General features: G+C 58.7%; 12 protein-coding genes. 7 read left to right on the top strand and 5 right to left on the bottom strand.

Translation table 11 applies throughout. The features are described from left to right. The first annotated feature begins 203 nt into the window (after window positions 1-203). From SH410x_RS22095 to SH410x_RS22085, 3 genes are all read left to right on the top strand, one after another. On the top strand, window positions 204-2,432 hold the full coding sequence (locus tag SH410x_RS22095) for a peroxidase family protein (RefSeq protein ID WP_473670804.1): 2,229 nt from the start codon (window positions 204-206) through the stop codon (window positions 2,430-2,432). A 263-nt stretch (window positions 2,433-2,695) separates the two neighbouring features. Continuing rightward, window positions 2,696-3,127, top strand: coding sequence for a hypothetical protein (locus SH410x_RS22090; protein WP_473670802.1), 432 nt, complete (start codon window positions 2,696-2,698; stop codon window positions 3,125-3,127). 230 nt (window positions 3,128-3,357) lie between these two features. Then, window positions 3,358-4,824 (top strand): prenyltransferase/squalene oxidase repeat-containing protein, encoded by a 1,467-nt coding sequence (locus SH410x_RS22085; protein ID WP_473670800.1) that lies wholly within the window; start codon window positions 3,358-3,360, stop codon window positions 4,822-4,824. Window positions 4,825-4,915: 91 nt separating this feature from the next. Here the strand turns inward: SH410x_RS22085 and SH410x_RS22080 are convergent, their stop codons facing one another. Continuing rightward, complete coding sequence (locus SH410x_RS22080) at window positions 4,916-5,599, bottom strand: transposase (protein ID WP_473670799.1); 684 nt, start codon at window positions 5,597-5,599, stop codon at window positions 4,916-4,918. A 306-nt stretch (window positions 5,600-5,905) separates the two neighbouring features. Here SH410x_RS22080 and SH410x_RS22075 point away from each other — a divergent pair, with 306 nt between their 5' ends. Genes SH410x_RS22075 through SH410x_RS22065 form a run of 3 tightly spaced genes read left to right on the top strand, consistent with a single transcriptional unit; the run spans window position 5,906 to window position 10,439 of the window. Next, entirely contained in the window at window positions 5,906-6,598 is a 693-nt protein-coding gene (locus SH410x_RS22075) for a sigma-70 family RNA polymerase sigma factor (RefSeq protein WP_473670797.1), read from the top strand. Then, entirely contained in the window at window positions 6,598-9,312 is a 2,715-nt protein-coding gene (locus SH410x_RS22070) for a serine/threonine protein kinase (RefSeq protein WP_473670795.1), read from the top strand. Before SH410x_RS22075 ends, SH410x_RS22070 begins: the two co-directional genes overlap by 1 nt. Then, entirely contained in the window at window positions 9,309-10,439 is a 1,131-nt protein-coding gene (locus tag SH410x_RS22065; protein ID WP_473670793.1) for a hypothetical protein, read from the top strand. The genes SH410x_RS22070 and SH410x_RS22065 overlap by 4 nt, the downstream gene beginning before the upstream one ends. A gap of 29 nt (window positions 10,440-10,468) precedes the next feature. Here the strand turns inward: SH410x_RS22065 and SH410x_RS22060 are convergent, their stop codons facing one another. From SH410x_RS22060 to SH410x_RS22045, 4 genes are all read right to left on the bottom strand, one after another. Then, entirely contained in the window at window positions 10,469-13,366 is a 2,898-nt protein-coding gene (locus SH410x_RS22060) for a PVC-type heme-binding CxxCH protein (protein WP_473670791.1), read from the bottom strand. A gap of 161 nt (window positions 13,367-13,527) precedes the next feature. Then, a complete protein-coding gene (locus tag SH410x_RS22055) occupies window positions 13,528-13,662 on the bottom strand; it encodes a hypothetical protein (RefSeq protein WP_473670789.1) in 135 nt (44 codons plus the stop codon). Between the two features lie 26 nt (window positions 13,663-13,688). After that, window positions 13,689-15,431, bottom strand: coding sequence for a sialate O-acetylesterase family protein (locus SH410x_RS22050; protein WP_473670788.1), 1,743 nt, complete (start codon window positions 15,429-15,431; stop codon window positions 13,689-13,691). Window positions 15,432-15,716: 285 nt separating this feature from the next. After that, on the bottom strand, window positions 15,717-17,642 hold the full coding sequence (locus SH410x_RS22045) for an FAD-dependent oxidoreductase (protein ID WP_473670786.1): 1,926 nt from the start codon (window positions 17,640-17,642) through the stop codon (window positions 15,717-15,719). A 341-nt stretch (window positions 17,643-17,983) separates the two neighbouring features. Between SH410x_RS22045 and SH410x_RS22040 the strand changes: the two genes are divergently transcribed. After that, the gene (locus SH410x_RS22040) at window positions 17,984-19,198 is read left to right on the top strand and encodes an alpha/beta hydrolase fold domain-containing protein (RefSeq protein WP_473670784.1); all 1,215 of its coding nucleotides are present in this window, start codon (window positions 17,984-17,986) and stop codon (window positions 19,196-19,198) included. Window positions 19,199-19,300: the final 102 nt, after the last annotated feature.

Here is a 19,300-nt window from a genome sequence, read left to right as displayed (position 1 = left end):
CGCCTGCCTGATTGTATCAAAATCCGTTTGCCCGAGATCAGGGTGCCTCCGACCGCAGGGTGCGTGAGGTGCAGCGGAAAGTTTTCCCCGACCGATCTTCCGCGTGACGTTTTCGCCACGAAAGCTCCCTACTGAAGTGAGGGCGATTCTTCGGAGCCGCCCCCCTCTCTTCTCCTCTCTTCTCCAGTGCGAGGGCATTCGCGATGACGCTGAACAATTTCTTCGACGCCTCCCGTCAATCCATCCGTCAACTTCAAAACGACTTGCGCAGCCGATTGCAGCGCAAATCGAAACGGCAGCGCAGACGCGGCCGTCCACGGCGTCGTCTACGTGGTGAAATGCTCGAAACCCGCCGGTTGCTGGCAGGCGATTTTGGTGCTCGGCATAATGTCTTCGATGCCGAAGACGTGAACGATGACGGGCAAGTTTCCGCGGTCGACGCGTTGACGATCATCAATGCGATTAATCGAAACAGCAGCGATGCCTTGGAGATGTTCACCGACGTCAACAACGACGGCCAGCGAAGTGCCCTCGATGCTTTGCGAGTGATCAATCGACTCAACCGTGATTTCGAGCACTTCGGAAATAGCGGCTCGACGCACGGTGGTCACTCCGACCAGGACACCGAAGTCATCGCGTCGCTTCCCGATGAAGTTCGTTCGATCGATGGGACGGGCAATAACCTGGACGACCCGCTGCTCGGTAGCGCCGGTCAAGAATTGATCCGCGTCGCCGATGCGGACTATGGTGACGGCATTTCAACGCCTGCAGGAGCAGATCGCCCGAGTACTCGCGAGATCAGCAACGTTCTCTCAGATGTTGTGGGCGATGAGGTCAAGAGCGAACGCGGTTTGTCTGCATTCGTCTATGTTTGGGGGCAATTCGTCGACCATGACCTCGGGTTGACGGAAGTGCAAGCCGATGGCGAATCGTTCGACATTGAAGTCCCTGCCGATGATCCGCTGTTCGATCCCACCGGCAGCGGTGAGGCTGTGATTCCTCTGACTCGATCGACGTTCGCCGAAGGCACGGGAACATCGGTCGACAATCCCGCTCAGCAGGTCAACGAAATCACGTCTTACATCGACGGTTCGATGGTTTACGGCAGCGACCAAGCGACCGCCGATGGTCTCCGCTCCTTCGAGGGCGGACGATTGGTGATCACAGACGATGGTCTGATACCGCTCGACGAGACAGGCATGGTCATCGCCGGGGATGTGCGGGCGAGCGAAAACATCTCGTTGACCTCGATTCAAACACTGTTCGTTCGCGAACACAATCGATTGGCCGATGAGATCGCTGCAACGAATCCGGACGCGAGCGATGAAGACATCTACCAACAAGCTCGAGCGATCGTGATCGGCGAGATCCAAGCGATCACGTACAACGAGTACCTGCCGGCATTGTTGGGCGATCGAGCAATCGACAGCTACGAGGGTTATGACTCGACGGTGGACCCAAGCATTGCGACGGAGTTCTCATCCGCTGCGTACCGGTTTGGCCATAGCACCCTGAACGACGACATTGGATTTTTTGACAACGATGGGCGAGACGTTCGTGACGAAATCGAACTGAAGGACGCATTCTTCAACTCATCATTGCTCGAAGAAACCGGGATCGAATCGATCTTGAAGTACGACGCCTCCTCGCAATCGCAAGAAATCGACTTGGAGGTAGTCGATAGTCTGCGGAACTTCCTGTTCGGTGCTCCCGGGGCAGGCGGGTTTGATTTGGTCGCGTTGAATATCCAGCGTGGACGTGATCATGGACTCAATGACTACAACACGACTCGCGTCGCCTATGGACTCGATGCGGTCGGGTCGTTCGATGAGATCACCAGCGACGTTGAACTGCAAGGGAAACTGGAGTCGCTCTACGGCGATGTGGACAACATCGACCTATGGGTCGGGTTGATGGCCGAGGATCACCTGCGAGATTCATCCGTCGGGGAGCTGACCAGCACAATTATTGCGGATCAGTTCGAGCGGACGCGAGATGGTGATCGGTTCTACTATGAGAACGTCTTTTCAGGTTCGGAGTTGCGAGCGATCGACAACACCACCCTCGCCGACGTGATTGAGCGAAACACGGATGTGGAGGGCTTGCAGGAGAACGTGTTCATGATGCAGGCGGAAGTTCGCGGAACAGTGGTGGCGACCGCTCCGCAGTCGTCGTCGGCAAGTTCCTCTCGACGATCGACTCCGGCGCGTTCGACCACCAAGGGCGTCGAAGGTGTGGCGGTCGATCTGCTCAACGACTCCGGTGAGGTCGTCGACACAACCGTGACGGATCGGCAAGGCAACTACCGGTTCCAGTCGTTCCCAGAGACCGGTGACTACCAAGTCCAACTGGCCGACACCGGAGAAACGCTCGATGTGCTGATTTCGAACGGCAGCACTCGAATCCGCGGGTTGGACTTCAGGATCGCCTAGTCACCAAGGCACACCGCTGAGAACGCGAAATAAGGGCTCATCCGAAATCAGACACCCACCGCGTTCGGCTGCCCTGTGCCCGAACGCTCCGCGGTCGGAATTTTCGACCGCAGAGCGTTCGACCACAAACTCAGACCGCCATTTTTCTCTCCGTTCTTTTGTGACATCTCTCGAAAAAACATTCCCTATTAGAGAAGTGAGGTGACGCGGCCGGGTGGGTCGCTCGCCGACCTTCTTTTCTTCCAAGCACGCAGAGGTACAAAATGTCCCATTCAAAGAATTCCATCGCTCTCGCGGCCGGCTTGTTGTCGGTCGCCCTCATCGGCGGCGATGCAGCAGCCCAGTGCAGCGGGCGTGGTGGTGGAATGCCGACGGGCAGTCCCACGACACTCGCGTCGAGTTCGCCCTATTCGCAAAGCCCGCTCGTATCGGGTGGGTACCCGCAAACCAACTTGATGGCGATGCAGTACCAGCAACGCGTCATGGCGGCACAGCAACAGGTTTCCAACCTCATGTACCAGAACGCTCAACAGGAACGTTTGGCAATGATGCAGCGTGAAGCCCAAGCCCGCCCCTACCGATTGGCTCGTGCCGAAGCCAAACGCGCCGCTCGTGCCGAACGCATTGCCGCACGGCTTCGTCAGCAAGGTCGATACACAGAGTCGTATACCTTGGCCTCGATCAACGTCGAGTAACCCACGTAACCGAACGCTCCGCGGTCGGATCAACATAGCCGAACGCTCCGCGGTTGAATCAACATAGCCGAACGCTCCGCGGTTGGATCCCTATTCACCGACCGCAGAGCGTTCGGCTATCGTCACCTCCCCTTATCGATCGACCTGCGATGCTTCACTCTTCTCCGTCTGCCGTGGTTCGTCCGTTTGGCAGAGCGTTCTCGCATCGGTCGTCGAACGCAAGCTCAGTGGTGGCAGGAATCGACGGCACATCATCGCCGAGATTCTATCACCTCAACTCGATCAAACTGCATATTGAGGAGGCTCCGGCGTGGTTAGTCAGCATGATCATTCACGTGGTCCTGTTGCTCATCTTGGCTTTGATCTCCACCGCTTCAGGAGTCGTCGGCCGCATCGTGCTGACAATTCCACGGGGCGATGACGAATCGACGTCCGAACTGGCAGAGTTCTCGATTGAAGCGATCGACCCCGACGCGCTGCCTTTCGAGGAGTCCATGGATTCCCCAGTCGATCTGGATGCGATCGACATGGCTTCCGAGTTGGAACTGGTCTCGGTCGTTCCGAGTCTCCCATCGCTCGACACGCGGCAGCGGCGCGTCGAGATACCGTCTGCCGAGTCCATCGTGCAAAATATGTTCAGTGGTCGCACCGGAGCGATCAAGCAAAGGCTACTCCGGGAAGCGGGTGGTACGGCAGCGACCGAAGACGCGGTATCGATGGGGCTGGAGTGGCTCCAGCACAACCAGCTCAAAGACGGTAGTTGGAGCCTGCGAGGTCCCTACCTCGACGGCGCTCGCAACGAAAACCGTGTCGGCGCAACCGCGATGGCGATGCTGGCGTTCATGGGATCGGGCAGCACGCATCGAGGCGGGGAATATAGAAAGGAGCTTTGGCGAGCCGTGCGGTGGTTGGTCAAGCAACAAGACCGACAAGGTTTCGTGGCCGTCGACGCGGCGCCGCACGAACGGATGTACGCACAGGCGCAAGCGATGATTGCCTTGTGCGAACTGTATGCGATGACGGGCGATTCATGGATTCGACCCTACGCGCAAGCCGCACTGGACTTTGCCGTTCGGGCGCAGTCACCCGAAGGTGGGTGGCGTTACCAACCGCGATTCGACAGTGACACATCGGTAACCGGCTGGTTCGTGATCGGGCTCAAAAGCGGTGAGGCGGCCGGATTGGACGTCGATCATTATGTCTGGCCCAAGGTCGAAACGTACCTGAACTCGGTCAGTGCTGACAACGACCGCGATCACTACGCCGTCGGCTATTCGTACAAGGTCGGCGACGCGCCGTCGCCGTCGATGACCGCAGAGGGTTTGTTATGTCGTCAATACATGGGCCGGCGTCGCAATGTTCCGGCGATGTCGCACGGGCTCAATGCGCTGACTGCCAATCACCCAATCAACTTTCGTGAGCCAGACGTTTACTATTGGTACTATGCCACGCAGGCTCTGCATCACTTCGGCGGCCCGCTGTGGACGCAGTGGAATGACAAGCTGAAAGTCGAACTACCCGCCCGGCAGGTGGTTCGCGGCAAGGAACGGGGCAGTTGGGCACCTCAAGGCGACGCATGGGGCCGCCACGCCGGCCGGCTCTACACAACGTGTTTTTCGATCTACTGCCTGGAAGTCTACTACCGTCACATGCCAATCTATGACAACGTAACCGCACGCTCCGCGGTCGGAATCTAACGTGGCCGAACGCTCCGCGGTCGGAACCCAACGTAACCGAACTCTCCGCGGTCGGAATGAGCAGCACCGACCGCGGAGCGTTCGGCCACAATCAATAGTTCCGTTGTGAGCGTCGGTATAGAAAGCGACCGCAATTTAAATTCGCTCTTGCCGGGTTATTCTCGATGTAGTCACGGAGGTACTCCACCTGTTTCTCGCTTCGTACCAGATGGTCGAACGACTCGGCCTGCCATAACGTGCCCGAGTCACCAGACAGACGATTGATCTGGACTGCCGAGTAGTGTGCCCAAGAGTAACATTGCTTTCGCATCCGTTTTGCATTTGGGAACACAACCAAACAATGGACATGATTCGGCATGATGACCAAATCGCCCATGAAATAGTGATCGTTGTCAAAGTGTAACAAAGAGTCCGCAGCGAGCTTTGCCGCCCTTGGATCCTCGAGTTGGCATCGTCCGTGGCACAAATCCAACTCGTTCTGTTTCATCCGCTGAAACTGCTTGTCAAACGCGAGCCGATCCTTGTCGCTCAAACGACGTCGGCCCAACGTCCAATCCTCCGCCGTGATGCCTTTCTTGGCCAGGAACTCGAGTTTTTCACGATCCCAGCGTGAAATGACATCGCGCGGAATCGAGTCCGCCAAGCGCATCGTAATGAATGTGATCGTGCCGTCTTGCATCCAGTGCGGAAGCGAATGAGACGAGATGTCAATCTCCGCATCGCGATCGAGCACATGGCCAACCTCGACGCGGTCGGAGTCTTGCTGGATACTCATTTTGCTCTCCTTCGAAGTGTGTTTTCCGACCGCGGAGCGTTCGGCCACAATCGGCACTGCCTTCCGTTTAGCGCAGGAAACCCCGCCAAAACCGAATCAAGTAGGAAACTTTCTCGCGAAAAAGTGTGACAAAACGGGCGGCAGAGTTCCCTTCTACGTAGAGGAATGGACCCGTCCCTGATTCGAGATCGCTGGCGAAACAGGCCGGATGGGCCTGCGGTTCATCTTTTCTCGATAAATCGCGGCGGATTTCGACCGGACTCGCAACCAGTCCTGTAAGCAACCACTTTTCACAAGGGATTCCCCATGGTCGCCACTGACTCGTCCCCCCCCACGGACTCGGCGCACTCGACGCACTCGGCGCACTCGGCGGACTCGCCGATCCCGAATTCCGACGCCCGCAACGCGGACTTCGCCGGCCTGCTCGCCCACGCCCGGGCAGGCGACCGCGAAGCCCTCGGCCAATTGCTTCAGTGGTACGCGAACTACCTCACGATCCTGGCCAGTACCCAGCTCGATCGTCGGCTACGCCGCCGACTGAATCCATCGGACATTGTCCAAGAAGCGATGTTGGCGGCCCACCAGGACTTCGGCGACTTTCGCGGCACCAGCCAAGGCGAACTGCTGTGCTGGTTGCGGACGATCCTGATTCACACGCTGCATCGGAGCTTTAAAAAACACGTCAAGGTCGAGAAGCGAGACATCCGTCGTGAGGTGTCGTTGGACTCCGTCAGCAATCGGCTCGAAGAATCCGCGTGCAACTTGGCCGCGATGTTGCCGGCAAACGGTCAATCACCGAGTGCTCCCATGCAAGCCCGTGAACGCGCCGTTGCACTGGCGGATCAACTCAGCGATTTAAAGCCGCATTACCGCGAAGTCATCGTCTTGCGAGTCCTGCAAGGTCTATCGTTCGACGAAATCGCCCTGCGCATGGATCGCAATTGCGGTGCCGTCCGCATGTTGTGGCTCCGTGCCCTCGAGAGTTTTAAAAACAAATAGTGACCGAACGCCCCGCGGTCGGTCCTCACGACGACAATTTCTATTCCATTCTACGTCCTGCCGCGCAGCGGTCGGCCACAATCGAGAACATGATGGTTGCCTTGAACGACTCCAGCATGATATTCCGTCAGGAGGATCCATCCTTGATCGACGGACTGAGTGAAGATCAACAATCTCGATTAACCGAATTGCTGGATCGGTATCTCGTCGGTTTGGAGAACGGCCAACGACTCGACGCGGACCAGATCAATAGCGACAACCCTGATCTCGCCGATGTGTTCACCACCTATCTCGAGAAGCTCGACGCACTCTATGGGGTTTCGGTCGGTTTCCAAAGTCCACCTGCGGACCACCACGATCCTTCAGTAGCCGCCCTGAAGATGACCCTCGGTGACTTCACCATCCACCGGGAAATCGGTCGCGGCGGCATGGGCGTGGTTTATGAAGCCAGCCAAATATCACTCGATCGCAAAGTTGCCATCAAGCTATTGCCATTGGCGTCGCTGTTGGATTCGCGGCAAATCGCGAGGTTCAAGAATGAAGCCCACGCCGCCGGCCTACTCCAGCACCCCAGCATCGTCCCCATTCACAGCGTCGGCAGCGAGCGCGGCGTTCACTATTATGCGATGCAATTCATCGACGGCGTGTCGATGGACGAGTGGTGTGTCGCGGAACGATCGGCGGCCGGAATCGTTGATGATGAGAACCGACCGCGGAGCGTCCGGCCACCATGGCGAACCACGATCGAGTGGGTGATCGAGATCGCAGGAGCGCTGCACAATGCCCATGAAAACGGCGTCATCCATCGAGACGTCAAACCGTCCAACCTGATGCTGGATCGAACTGGCAAAATCTGGATCACGGACTTCGGTCTCGCCCGTTGTCAAACCGAAGTTTCGTTGACTCAGTCAGGCGACGTCATCGGCACGATGCGCTACATGAGTCCCGAGCAAGCACGCGGCCAGTCCGCACTGATCGACGGCCGCGCCGACGTGTACTCGCTCGCCGCGACACTCTATGAAATGCTGACGTTGCGGCCAGCCCATGATGGTGACGACGCGCCCACGATCCTTCAAATGATCGACCAAGGTGACGTCACGCCGCTGCGCAACCTTCGGCCTGACCTGCCGCGTGATCTCGATACGGTTATTGCCAAAGCCATGGCGAAATCTCGCGAGGGACGCTATGAAACGGCAGCCGAATTTGCCGACGATCTCGGCCGAGTGCTGGCGGACGAACCCACCCTCGCACGGCCCGCGTCGATCGGCGATCGTGTTGCTCGCCTGGCGGCGAGACACCGCAGTGTCGTATTGACCGGGGCGGTGATTGTAGCACTCGGTTTCGTCGGTTCGGCCTTTGCCACAGCGAAATTGGCGGCCGCGAAGCAAGTCTCCGACGCCAACGCCGCCAAAGCGGTCAGCGGCGAAACACTCGCTCGCGATGCGATCGACCGCCTGGGTTCGCAAATGGCCGAACTCTTGTCGGGCATTCCAGCGGCCGATGGCGTGCGACGACAACTGTTGATCGAAACCCTTGACTACTACGAACGATTTGCAGCCGAAGTCAAAAGCGATCCCACCCTCCGTGCAGACCTTGCCATCACGCTTGGAAAGACAGGGTCATTGCAATCCGAACTCGGCGATAACGACAAAGCGACCGAATCACTCCGTCGTAGCGAGTCCATCTACCAGCAACTCGTCAAGGAATCGCCCCGTGACGATGCCCTTCGCTTGGGGTGGTCGACCAGCCAAAATAATCTCGCCCAGACGCTCGCCCGTGGCGGTAAACTCGAAGACGCCGCACGCTATTTTGCCCGAGCAATCGTGACACAAAAGAGGGTGGCCGGCCGCACTTCGCTCGGTCAGGACTCCGCCCACGGAGTGTCCGGCGATGCCCAACTCGCCCTGGCCACGACACTGAACAACCTCGGCCTCTTGTTGGCAGAGACCGGCGCGATCGAGCAATCGGAAAATGCCTACCTCGAAGCCATTGAGCTGCTAACGATGTGGCCGAACGCTCCACGGTCGGATACTCCCATACCGGCCGCGGAGCGTCCGGCTACCATTCAACTGGCCACCATCCGTGCCAACCTCAGCGGTCTGCTGACGATGACGTCACCCGAACGCGCCGTGGGATACGCTCGCCAAGCTCTCGCCGGACGACTCGACGCACTCGAAGCCGACCGCGGCAACGCGAAGTTGGCGACGCAGACCATCGTCACGCTCAATACCTTGGGCGCCGCCCAATCGGCAGCCAAGCAAAACGCAGCGGCCATCGAAACGTTCCGGCAAGCGATCGTGATCGGTGAACAACTGCTCGCACGTTGGCCCGACCAACCAACGTACCAACGTGACCTCGTGCTCAGTTTCAACCATCTTGGACTGTCGTTGTCCAAGACGGGCCAATTGAACGAAGCCTGCAACGCGTTCGACCAAGCCCTGCGACACGGCCGCCCGCTCGCGGCGAGGTTTATCACCGATGCCGAAACACAAAGCATGCTCGGTGGCGTCCTGAATAATCTTGGTTTCCTATGCCAACAACTCGGCGACCGAACCGCTGCCGTCGCTGCCTATGACGAAGCGATCCAACATCAATCGGCTGCCGTCAGACTCGCTCCCGAAGTCAACCGCTATCGCGAATATCTGAGGAAGCACGAAGACAACTATCAAACGGTCGCTATCCAAACGGCGACCCACCGGAGGACCGCATCATGAACGATCAAGAGACTTCCCGCATCCTATTGCTAGAACAACTCGAATCCCGCTGCATGCTGGCCGGCGACCTCCTCTTATTCGCGACACAGAACAATGTCGTCGAACACTCTGCGGTCGGAGAATTCAGCAACAACTTCAACCACGCGTCCAGCAGCGAGCATACCGCTGCCCCGCGTTTTTTCGGTACCGATCGTGGCGCCAGGGGCATGCAATCCAATGGTCAACCGCCGCTCGGCAACCCATCCATCGCCATCACGCCACCACCATCCGCCCGCCTTGTCGAGAGCGGCTCCACCGGTAGCAATTTCAGTCCCGTTTCCCTGCCAACGGAATCATCCAGTTCCGGATCACCGGCTCGCACGCCCGACACGCCAACGTCCATCGTCGCCTCAGAATCACCCGCAGCCGAAACTCGCCCCGATGCCATCTCGCAGGCCGATCGCGTCCCAACGGCAACCGAGGCGGTGATCTCGAGCGGAGCCAACTCACCCACCACCTCGTCATCGAACACCAAACCATTCGACGCATCGGTTAGCAGCATCGAACCCGCAGCCGGTTCGGCCGTCTACGAACAAAATGACGAACTGCACGGTGGCACGATTGAAAACCTGCCCCTGCTACGTTCCAACCTCGCCACTCCGAAGCCAACGGAGATCGACGAGCCTTGGGAAATTGATACCCAATCGCTGGAACAACTTCGCGACGTTAGCCGTGACGGTGCAGCCGACACGAACGCCACCGACCCAGGCCGCCTCGACTCGGCGATCGCGACTTGGTTCGGCGGTACCACCGGTTTGATTGACGACATCCAAGCCGGCCATGAACTTCCCCATGACGTCGAGAATCTCGCACCCTCGATCGTTGACATTGTTCTCGACGCCACCGTGGGACATCACCGCTCCGTCGGCTTGATCGCAGGCGCCGACGCGAATGCTCACCCCGCCCAGATCCGCGACGCCATTCTCGCCGCGATCGCTAACGAACAGCCGATCCTCTCGGAACCCATCACCGCGCCTACCCACTCTCGCTATTCCGGTCTGGCGTACCCCGGAGCCGCCATCGTCGCAGGCACTCTCGCCCTCGCCACGCACCGCCGCAAAACCGCCAAACTGGAATCGTCGCGTTAACGAATCGCACGTCGATCATCCGATCGTGCTCATGGAGTGATCGATTCCGACTTCACAGGCCGTTGCGTCATCAGATAGGCGATCAAATCCGCGGTCTCGTCGTCGGTCAACTGCGAGAGAACGCCATCTGGCATCAACGAGACGTCGGAGATCCTGCGTTCCAAAATCAACTCCTTGTCGATGTTCTCGACACTTTGCTGTGTCTGAATCGCAATCGTTCGCTCCGTTTCGTTGGTCACCACGCCGGAGAGGACACGGCCGTCATCGAGCAGAACGACACTCATGCGATACGCGGCCGCAACCACGGAGCTTGGGTCGATCATATTGCCCAGCAGATAGTCGAGATTCTGTCGGTCGCTACCTGTCAGGTTCGGGCCGACGGCATGACCGTCACCGTAGAGCTGATGACAGGTCGAGCACTGCTTCAAAAACATCGCCTTCCCTGCGACGACGTTGGCATTGTCGAGCCGCTCTTTCGTTAAGACGGTTTTCAATCGTTCCAACTCTTGCTTCTTGTCCTCGGGCGTCTCGCGAAGGTCACCCCAGAGTTTGCGTAGTCGCTCGCTGAGCTGCGCGTCATCAAGGTTGTCAATCTGGCGGGCCTGGTACGGCGAAATCGCGCTACTTGGAATGACTCCCGATTCGAGAGCATCGAGCAAACAGGTCGCATGCGAACTTCTGGCCACTAACGAATCAATGGCCGCAGTTCGATCTGCTGGGGCTCGTTTCCAGCGATTGATCAAGTGTTCCGGAACACTCGGATCGTCATAGTACGCCAACGCCCGAACCACATCGCTGGCGAGAACCCAATCGTTTCGGGCCGCTACCAGCTTCGGCAACAAATCGTCAGTCGGTTGCCGCATCAAGCTTGCAAGTGCGGAACGGCGCATCGCCGGGTCGGCATTGGTGTCGAACGCCAACTCGACGACCGTTGCCCGAGCTCGGCCGTCCAAGAACACCAACGACAGTTCCTGCACGAGTGCTTTCTCGTCTGCCGAGCCATCACGTTGGACGGCCGCAACGAGAACGTCCCAATTCGATGGTGCGGCCGCGCGAGCACGACCACGCAGCCCCTCGTCGAGTCCCCGCAGAACATCGAGGCGCACCGCATTGTTCTCAGCCGCAAGAGCGGAAGCCAGCAGACGAGTGATGGCGTCGGGCTCTTCGTCAATCGATTCGCTCAGCCGGCGGGCGATCAAACGCCGAACCGTGGGGAGTTGCGACTCGATCGCCAGCCTCACGGCTTGCGCAGTGTCGACGGGCACGGCTGCTTCGATGCCGTACCAAATCATCAGTGGTTGCTGGCGATCGTCTGCATCTTCATCATGTTGACACAGTGAAAATGCGACTTCGAATCGGCGGTCGACCGGCAATCGCTGCAGTCCCGCGGCGACCTCCAATCGTACCAAACCCGACGCGTCCTGATCGACAATCTGAATCAGTCGCTCGATCGTTGCGGGATCTTCGGCAGCGTCTTCGCACAAGTAGCGAACACCCATGGCGCGTCGGGCATCACTCTCGTCGGCGAGCAACGCGTCGACGTCGTTCGGACCGAAGTCAGGACGTGATCGCGAAGACACCCAATTCGCATCACTGGGCTTGCCCTCGCCCTTATCCTCGCCCTCGTAAACCACACGGTAGATACGACCGCTCGAACGATGCAGTCCCGTCTGGTCGTGACATTCGCCGGTGTCCGACCAATCATTGATCCACATTTGCCCGTCAGGCCCCTCGAGTACATCGAGACCACGGTAGAACGGGTCCTTCATGAGCATGAAATCCTTACCGTGATGAGCGACATAGCCGCAGCCCTCACGTTCGAGAATATCCATGTTGATGCGGCGTCCATGGAAATTCGACGTGAATAGCTTTCCTGTGTATTCTGCGGGCCATGCACCGCCCTGGTAGATCATGCATCCCATGTGCGCATGACCGCCGCCGAGTTCCGAGGTACTGCTGCTCATTCCCGCTCGGATGTCAGACCATTTCTCGCCCGTATCCCAGTGAACGTGATCCGCGGTGTGGGCGATCACCTCATAGGCATGCGGATTCGCGTGAGCACCGAACATTCGCTCGTAGTGAGCACCCGGGATCGCATGCCACAGGTGACCGATCACGGTGTTGGTATAGAACAGTTGCCCATCGGCGTTCCAATCCAATCCCCATGGATTCGTTCCCCCATTGCAAAACACTTCAAATTCTTGCGTCTCAGGATGGTATCTCCAGATTCCCGTATTCACCGCCGTGCGTTGGCCCTCGGCCGAACCGGGGATGCCGACCATCGACACGGACAAGATCCCGTGTCGACCGTACAGCCAACCATCGGGACCGATTTTTAATCCGTTGGCCACATTGTGACTGATCGAGTCCACTTGAAACCCATCCAACAGCACTTCCGGCTCGCCATCGGGAATATCATCGCCGTCGGCATCCGGCAGGAACAGAAGTTGAGGCGGGCACAATGCGTAAACACCTCCGTCTGTTTTCGCCAGACTCGTCAGATGAACGCCCTTGTCCCAGAACACATCTCGTTTGTCCGCACGCCCGTCGCCATCGGTATCTTCGAGGATGATGATGCGATCACGCAAATCATTGTCCCACGTACCAGGCTTCTCTGAGTAGGTGAAACACTCGGCGACCCACACCCGACCACGCTCATCAAAGCACATCGCGATCGGCTGCAGAACATCCGGTTCACTGGCGAACACTTCGCACCGAAATCCTGGCGGCAGCACCGCCGTTGCTGCCGCTTCCTCGGCCGACATGGGCTCCGTCTGCTCCTGTTCAGAGTTGTACGGTTCTGGAAAACTGTCGTCCGACGGTGTCGCTTGCGGCGTCTGAGAGTCGCCCGTCTGAGCGGTCGCAACCCCCATGCTCAGCAATGAATGGGTAACGATCAGGAGGAGGAGATGAATGGTGTGTTTCATGAAATGGTATTTCTGCTATTGAGATATCGTGCTCACTTGATTGCCCCTGACTCCAGAGCCCGCACGATTCCTCGCGCGAAGATTGGCAGCCGTACACTCCGTTGGACGGTGAACGAATGGGCAATACGAACTCCGCGAGATTGTAGCAGATGCGTTTGCCGCTATCCGAGCAAACGCGGCATCGCCGAGACGACCCCCCAGGTCACTTCGGTCATGCGCGGATCACCGAGTGGTTCGGCCGTGCCGGTCACTCGAACGTCGTCCGGATTGCGCAGGAAACGGGTGTCGGCTCGCACCAAGGCGGGGTGGTTTTTTCTCTGCTTCAGTTCTGATTGGGCGCCGTCGCCTTGAATTCCCTAAGCAACTGTTTGCGTTTTTCGCTGAGTTGTTTGAATTCGTCATCGCCTCGGTCGAGCGTTTCTTGCTTCGCCTTTAGCTCCTGGATTTGCTTCGCCAAGGCACTCCGCAGCGAACGCTGGGCAGCAGACTTCGCGTCCACGGTCACCTCGAGATCGTCCCAGTCATCGGTGCGGAAGACCGAGGCGGGGAGGCCTTCACTGTTGACCAAATTGGCCCCCTCCGGATTGGCGGCCCACGCGTAACGCACCGCAACCGGCGACGGCACCTCGTCGCTACTGACCACAACGCTGCTCGTGCCATCGATTTTTGCATCCGCCCAATGCCAAACTCGATCCTGCCCCGCGATTTCAAATCGCTTCAGCGGTTTGTCGTTCCGCGACTTCAGTCCATCACCGGCTTGATCAAAGGTGACGCGAATGGCGTTCCCCTCCACGCTGCTGGAACGAAACAATGGACCGGAGTAAACCAGCTGGGCACCGTAGTCTTTTGCCAGTGCCCAGCGTGCCAGACGCTCGCCAGGGGCCTGCTTGTTCTTGGGATGGATGTCTTTGGCGTCACCGACATCGTTGATGATTGCCATGCCTGTTTTCGGTGTCGTCTCCAATACCAAACGCATCCGATCTTGCAGCAGTGCCCAGGCGTCGGGGGTGCCCGGCCGCGTGGAGGGGGCACGGAAATTGGCGAGCTGGACAAAGTAGAACGAGAAATCATCGTTCCACCGTTGCCGCCAATCGCGAATCATCAGCGGCAATGTCTGGTCATACGGTACCGCCCCCGGTTTCGCATTGGCTTCCCCCTGGTACCAGATCGCACCGCGCATCGTGTAGCCCACGAACGGATGGATCATCGAGTTGAACAGCACGCCTGGTTTGCCCTCGGTATCGAGCGGGCGTTTGGGCTTGGTGGGCTTCCTTGCCAGTTTCTTACGTTGATCGGCGGGAAGCTTTCGCTGCTCTTTGGCCGCCGCATTCCATTGATCCAGTCGCGCTTGGTAGGCCACCTGTGCCTTGGCATCGTCATAGGCCGTGTCGGCTGCAACGGCACTCTCAACGAGAGCCTTCGTCCCCGGCAGCGTGTTGAGTGCTTCACGGCTCGTAAACGTTTCAACCGGTTTGCCACCCCAGGCAGACTTGATCACTCCGATCGGAACACCCAATTCGGTGTGTAGCTTGCGGGCGAAGAAGAAGGCGACCGCGGAATACCCAGGCACCGATTCGGGACTGCACAGGGTCCACGCGCCCGCGATATCGTCTTGCGGCTCGACGGCCGTCACGCTCGGTGCGTTGAACATCCGAATTGGTGGGTGGTCTGACTTGGCGATCACGTCGGCATACGCTGGCACACGATCCATGCTGAAGACCATGTTCGATTGGCCGGATGCGAACCAGACCTCGCCGACGAGCACGTCATGGATCGTGATGCTGTCTTTGCCAGATTTGACCGTCAGGTCCGCGCCCCTTGCGTCCGCCTGGCCCGTTGCCACCTCGACACGCCAGCGACCATCGTCGCCGGCTTCCACGGCGGAACGATTGCCTTTGAATTGGACCGTCACGTCAGCCCCGGGCGTCGCCTTGCCCCAAATCGCAGCGTCCCGCTCACGCTGCAGCACCATGTGATCGCTGAAAACGTTCGGTACGGAAAGCTCGGCTTGCACGGCAGAGGGGAGGATGATCGCAAGTGCGAGCAAGATCAAGAATCGGGGCATTTTGCAGGGCCTAATGTCGGGTTGTGAAAAACACACGATCGGGGAAGAAAAGTCTAACGGAGCCGATGACGGCGTGCACGAATTCTTTCCAGAACGACGGCCCCCACCAACGTAGCTACGCTCGCCAGAGCGTGGATCCTACCGTCTGGCGACCATATGCGCAGCTGCGTACTTCATCAAACGCCGCAAGAACCTGGTTTACCGACATGCACCCACAGTGTCCTTGCGGAGGTTACGAGCACGGGCGTGAAGCGGTGTTTCGATGCAGCGGTATCCCGCCCCAGTTCAATCCGCAGCAGGTTTGGGCGGCGGGGTGTGGCCAGTGCGGTACGCTTGCCTGATGAAGTCACCTCGCGTCGCGATGTTGTCGGTGGCAAAGTTCGATGGGTCCATTCCCTGGGCACGGGCCAGCCGCCGCCAACGCTGGGCTAGCTCGTCATCGAGCGGTCGACTCAAGTCGGCCGCGTGCCCCGGTGCGGCCTTGGAATACTGACCGTGCAACGTTTCACCACGCGGCCGAGGCGGGGAAAAGGCGGGTACCACACCGTGGAAACCGCCCAATGTTCCCCACCACTGGACGGCTGCAAAATCAGGTGATTCGGGAGTGATGTCGCTGAAATAGATGGTCGCCGAGCGATCCGCGTGAAGTCGTCCCTGCAGTGACTCAGTGCTGACATCCTGAACGGCTTGGGAACCCTCCACCGCCAGGCTCGCGGCGTGCCCCGCGGCCTGGCCCAGTGATGTCCAAACGGGTTCCAACCTCAGTGCACAAAACCCAACGTGCGATGACGATGCCGAAACGGGCACCAGCAGGTTGCTCATCTTCTTCGGCAACAAGACACCATAAGGAATCTGGTAGGGCGGGACCGGATTGTAAAACTCACCGGTGTGCTTGCCGCCGAATCGAGGACCTTCGTGTGCGGTGCCGTGACAGTTGTTTCCGTAGTCGGCCATGGCGATCGAGTTGGTGTGCAAGACCGCGCGGACATCACCCTTCGCAAATTCACTGTCGGCTTGCGTGTAGATGTGTTCGCCGACCATCCGTCTGGCCTCGCGAACGTACAACTGGGGTGGTAGATGATCCGTCTCGGTGAACTCATCGCGACACCATCCCCACTGCGCCGCGTCGGCTCGCAATTCAGCCGGGACGGCTTCGTCATTCTGCAAGAAGTACAGCAACCCCACCTGATCGTAGAGTTGCTCGTCGAAGATGCGCCGTCGGGTCGCAGCGTCACCGTCGGGCCACTCTGAGTTGACGCCCGGCAGCGACAACCGCACGGGTCCGCGTGAGACATCGTTGATGTCGTACTTGTCGCCCGGTAATGGCGGCAAATGAGCTTTGAAGATGCACCGACTCGGATAGTCGAAAACTCGTTGAACCCCTCCCAATTTCAACGTGTCCAACACGGGGACGAAGTCACGCCGGTCGTATCCCTGCGGTGCAGACACAACGACCCGGTTGACGGGATCGCGTGTCATGATGAATCGAAAGTTGTACGCCTGCAGTTGATTGTCGGCTTGGGGCGGAGCCAACGATTCTCCATACGTGGCGCTGCTTTCTCGCCCAGACGTCCACTCCACACCACTTGCCGCCATCAGGTCGCCTTCGTAGGTGGCGTCAATCCAGACCTTTGCTGCATAGGTGACGTTCGCGTCGTTGGGATCGGTGAAAGTGGCCGACACGATTCGCATACGCTCATCCGTACCCTGCACGTCGACAGAGCTGAGTACGAGCTGCCGCCGCACGTGGATGTTCTCATGCTCGGCGAGCATCTTTCGATAGACCGCCCAGTTAACCTTCGGCTCGGCAAAGGTTCCGTGAAACGATGCGGCGACTTGCGGTGAGCCCGCTCCGTACTCGTCAGCGTAGTGCTGCTCAACTCGCTGCCCAAAATCGAGAAAGGCACCGCTGAGACTCTCCAGCGAGTGAAAGTCTGTATGCGACAAACCACTGGTGAGCAATCCGCCGATCCGTTCGGTCGGTTCAATCAAAATAACCGAGTGCCCCGACTGGCCAGCCGCGACGGCCGCGGCAATGCCACCCGGCGTGCCGCCGTAAACCGCAACGTCGTACTCGTCCGCCATGCAATCCGCAGGGATCGAGACCGCACCGATGCAGGCCAACACGCACACTTGGATTCCACGCAGGACGAGCTTCGTCGCAACGAGCCGTCCCGTCGATGTGTTGCGACTGTTCAAACAAATTCTCATAACGGTTTCACATTCCATTTCGCAATTGGATCGACTTCCATTCCGGGACGGTTGCCTGTCAGAACCTGCGAACCTGCTGCCGGAAATGTTTTTGTCGGACCCCAAGTTTCGAAACGGACCGAGGTTCGCAAAGTCAAAACACAAATGTAGGTCCCCTGCCGGGCCATATCAAGTCAATCACGTTCGGGGGCTTCATCACGCACCACCTCATCAGGCGTCTGGTCCGTTGACCAGGATTCCGGACCGCCTGCGCCATCACAGTGATAGGCTGCGAAACCTCCGGCGAGTTGCCGGGTTACACTCAACGGACTGAAACATTGGCCCGAACCGCTGAGATCTTCATGAATCGAACGTTTCCATCAACGCTTCAATTTGTCGGGTGGGTCGCCGTGACGGCGGTCACGGTCCTGCCTTCGTACGCCCAAACTCCGACCCGCCAACGCGAACGCCCCCAGGCCCAATCACGTTTACTCGACGGCGTGGTCGCCCATCGCGATTTGGCATATGTCGAAAACGGTGACGATCGCCAGCGGCTTGACCTCTACGTGCCCGAGACGTCTGAACCACTTCCCGTACTCGTTTGGATACACGGGGGAGGCTGGCAAGCGGGCAGCAAAGACGGTTGCCCACCGCTCCGCGCAGGCTACGCCCAAGATGGATATGCCGTCGCGAGTATCGGCTATCGGCTCAGCGGCCAAGCCGCGTTTCCCGCACAGATCGAAGACTGCAAGGCCGCCATTGGCTGGCTCCGGGCAAACGCCGACAAGTACAACCTGGATCGAGATCGAATCGGCGTCTGGGGCAGCTCCGCCGGTGGGCACCTCGCCGCACTCGTCGGCACCAGCGGCGACGTTGAGGAGTTTGACGGGGGTGCGAACCGGGGCCAATCCAGTGCCGTTCAAGCCGTTTGCGATTTCTACGGACCCACCGATTTTAATGTCTTTGTAACAACGCCCCGCTACGAACGTCATGCCGACCCTGCATCGCCCGAATCAAAGTTGATCGGTGGTACGGTGTTGGAGAATCCCGACAAAGTCCGTCGCGTGAATCCCATCACCTATGCCAGCCACGATGACCCGCCGTTCTTGATTGTCCACGGGAATCAGGACGGTACGGTCCCCATCAACCAGAGCGAACTGCTCTTTGAGGCTCTCAAACAAGCCCATGTGCCCGTTCATTTCCACACCATCGACGGTGCCGGCCACGGTGGCCCAGGGTTCAACGAGCCAGCGGTCAGTGAAAGGGTCCGTGACTTTTTCGACAAGCACCTGAAACAAGTCGCTGCCGAACACCACGAACCGGCCGCGACCACTTCTGAAAGCACGACCAGCCAACAGGTGGATCCGCCCCAACCGACCATCGTTCCGCCGCGTGGCCCGAGAATCCCGTGGCGGAATATCGCCGCGAACCAGGATCGTGATCGCGACGGACGCATTAGCAAAGAGGAGTTCCGCGGTGGCCCGGCGCTCTGGAAGCGACTCGATGTCAACCGAGATGGATTCATCACCCAACAGGAACACGAGATCGCCTTCCCTGTGCGTGGAAGCCGCCCATAGAGCTGATCGAGCTTCTCGCGATCAAGTAACTCGATTTGGCGCACCACGATCCTTGCATGGTCGTCGCCATCGAGTTTCAGATCAATTTCTTTCCCTCGCGGA

This window comes from Rhodopirellula sp. SH410, assembly GCF_055811895.1.
Note: the sequence above shows the minus strand (reverse complement) of the source record. Positions and strands in the feature narration are given on the sequence as shown.

What these genes read in the sequence shown, in the direction of transcription:
- SH410x_RS22090 (WP_473670802.1), top strand. Translation starts at nt 2,696, where the DNA reads ATGTCCCATTCAAAGAATTCCATCGCTCTCGCGGCCGGCTTGTTGTCG.
- SH410x_RS22050 (WP_473670788.1), bottom strand. Translation starts at nt 15,431, where the DNA reads ATGCCCCGATTCTTGATCTTGCTCGCACTTGCGATCATCCTCCCCTCT.
- SH410x_RS22045 (WP_473670786.1), bottom strand. Translation starts at nt 17,642, where the DNA reads ATGAGAATTTGTTTGAACAGTCGCAACACATCGACGGGACGGCTCGTT.
- SH410x_RS22080 (WP_473670799.1), bottom strand. Translation starts at nt 5,599, where the DNA reads ATGAGTATCCAGCAAGACTCCGACCGCGTCGAGGTTGGCCATGTGCTC.
- SH410x_RS22060 (WP_473670791.1), bottom strand. Translation starts at nt 13,366, where the DNA reads ATGAAACACACCATTCATCTCCTCCTCCTGATCGTTACCCATTCATTG.
- SH410x_RS22040 (WP_473670784.1), top strand. Translation starts at nt 17,984, where the DNA reads ATGAATCGAACGTTTCCATCAACGCTTCAATTTGTCGGGTGGGTCGCC.
- SH410x_RS22095 (WP_473670804.1), top strand. Translation starts at nt 204, where the DNA reads ATGACGCTGAACAATTTCTTCGACGCCTCCCGTCAATCCATCCGTCAA.
- SH410x_RS22075 (WP_473670797.1), top strand. Translation starts at nt 5,906, where the DNA reads ATGGTCGCCACTGACTCGTCCCCCCCCACGGACTCGGCGCACTCGACG.
- SH410x_RS22065 (WP_473670793.1), top strand. Translation starts at nt 9,309, where the DNA reads ATGAACGATCAAGAGACTTCCCGCATCCTATTGCTAGAACAACTCGAA.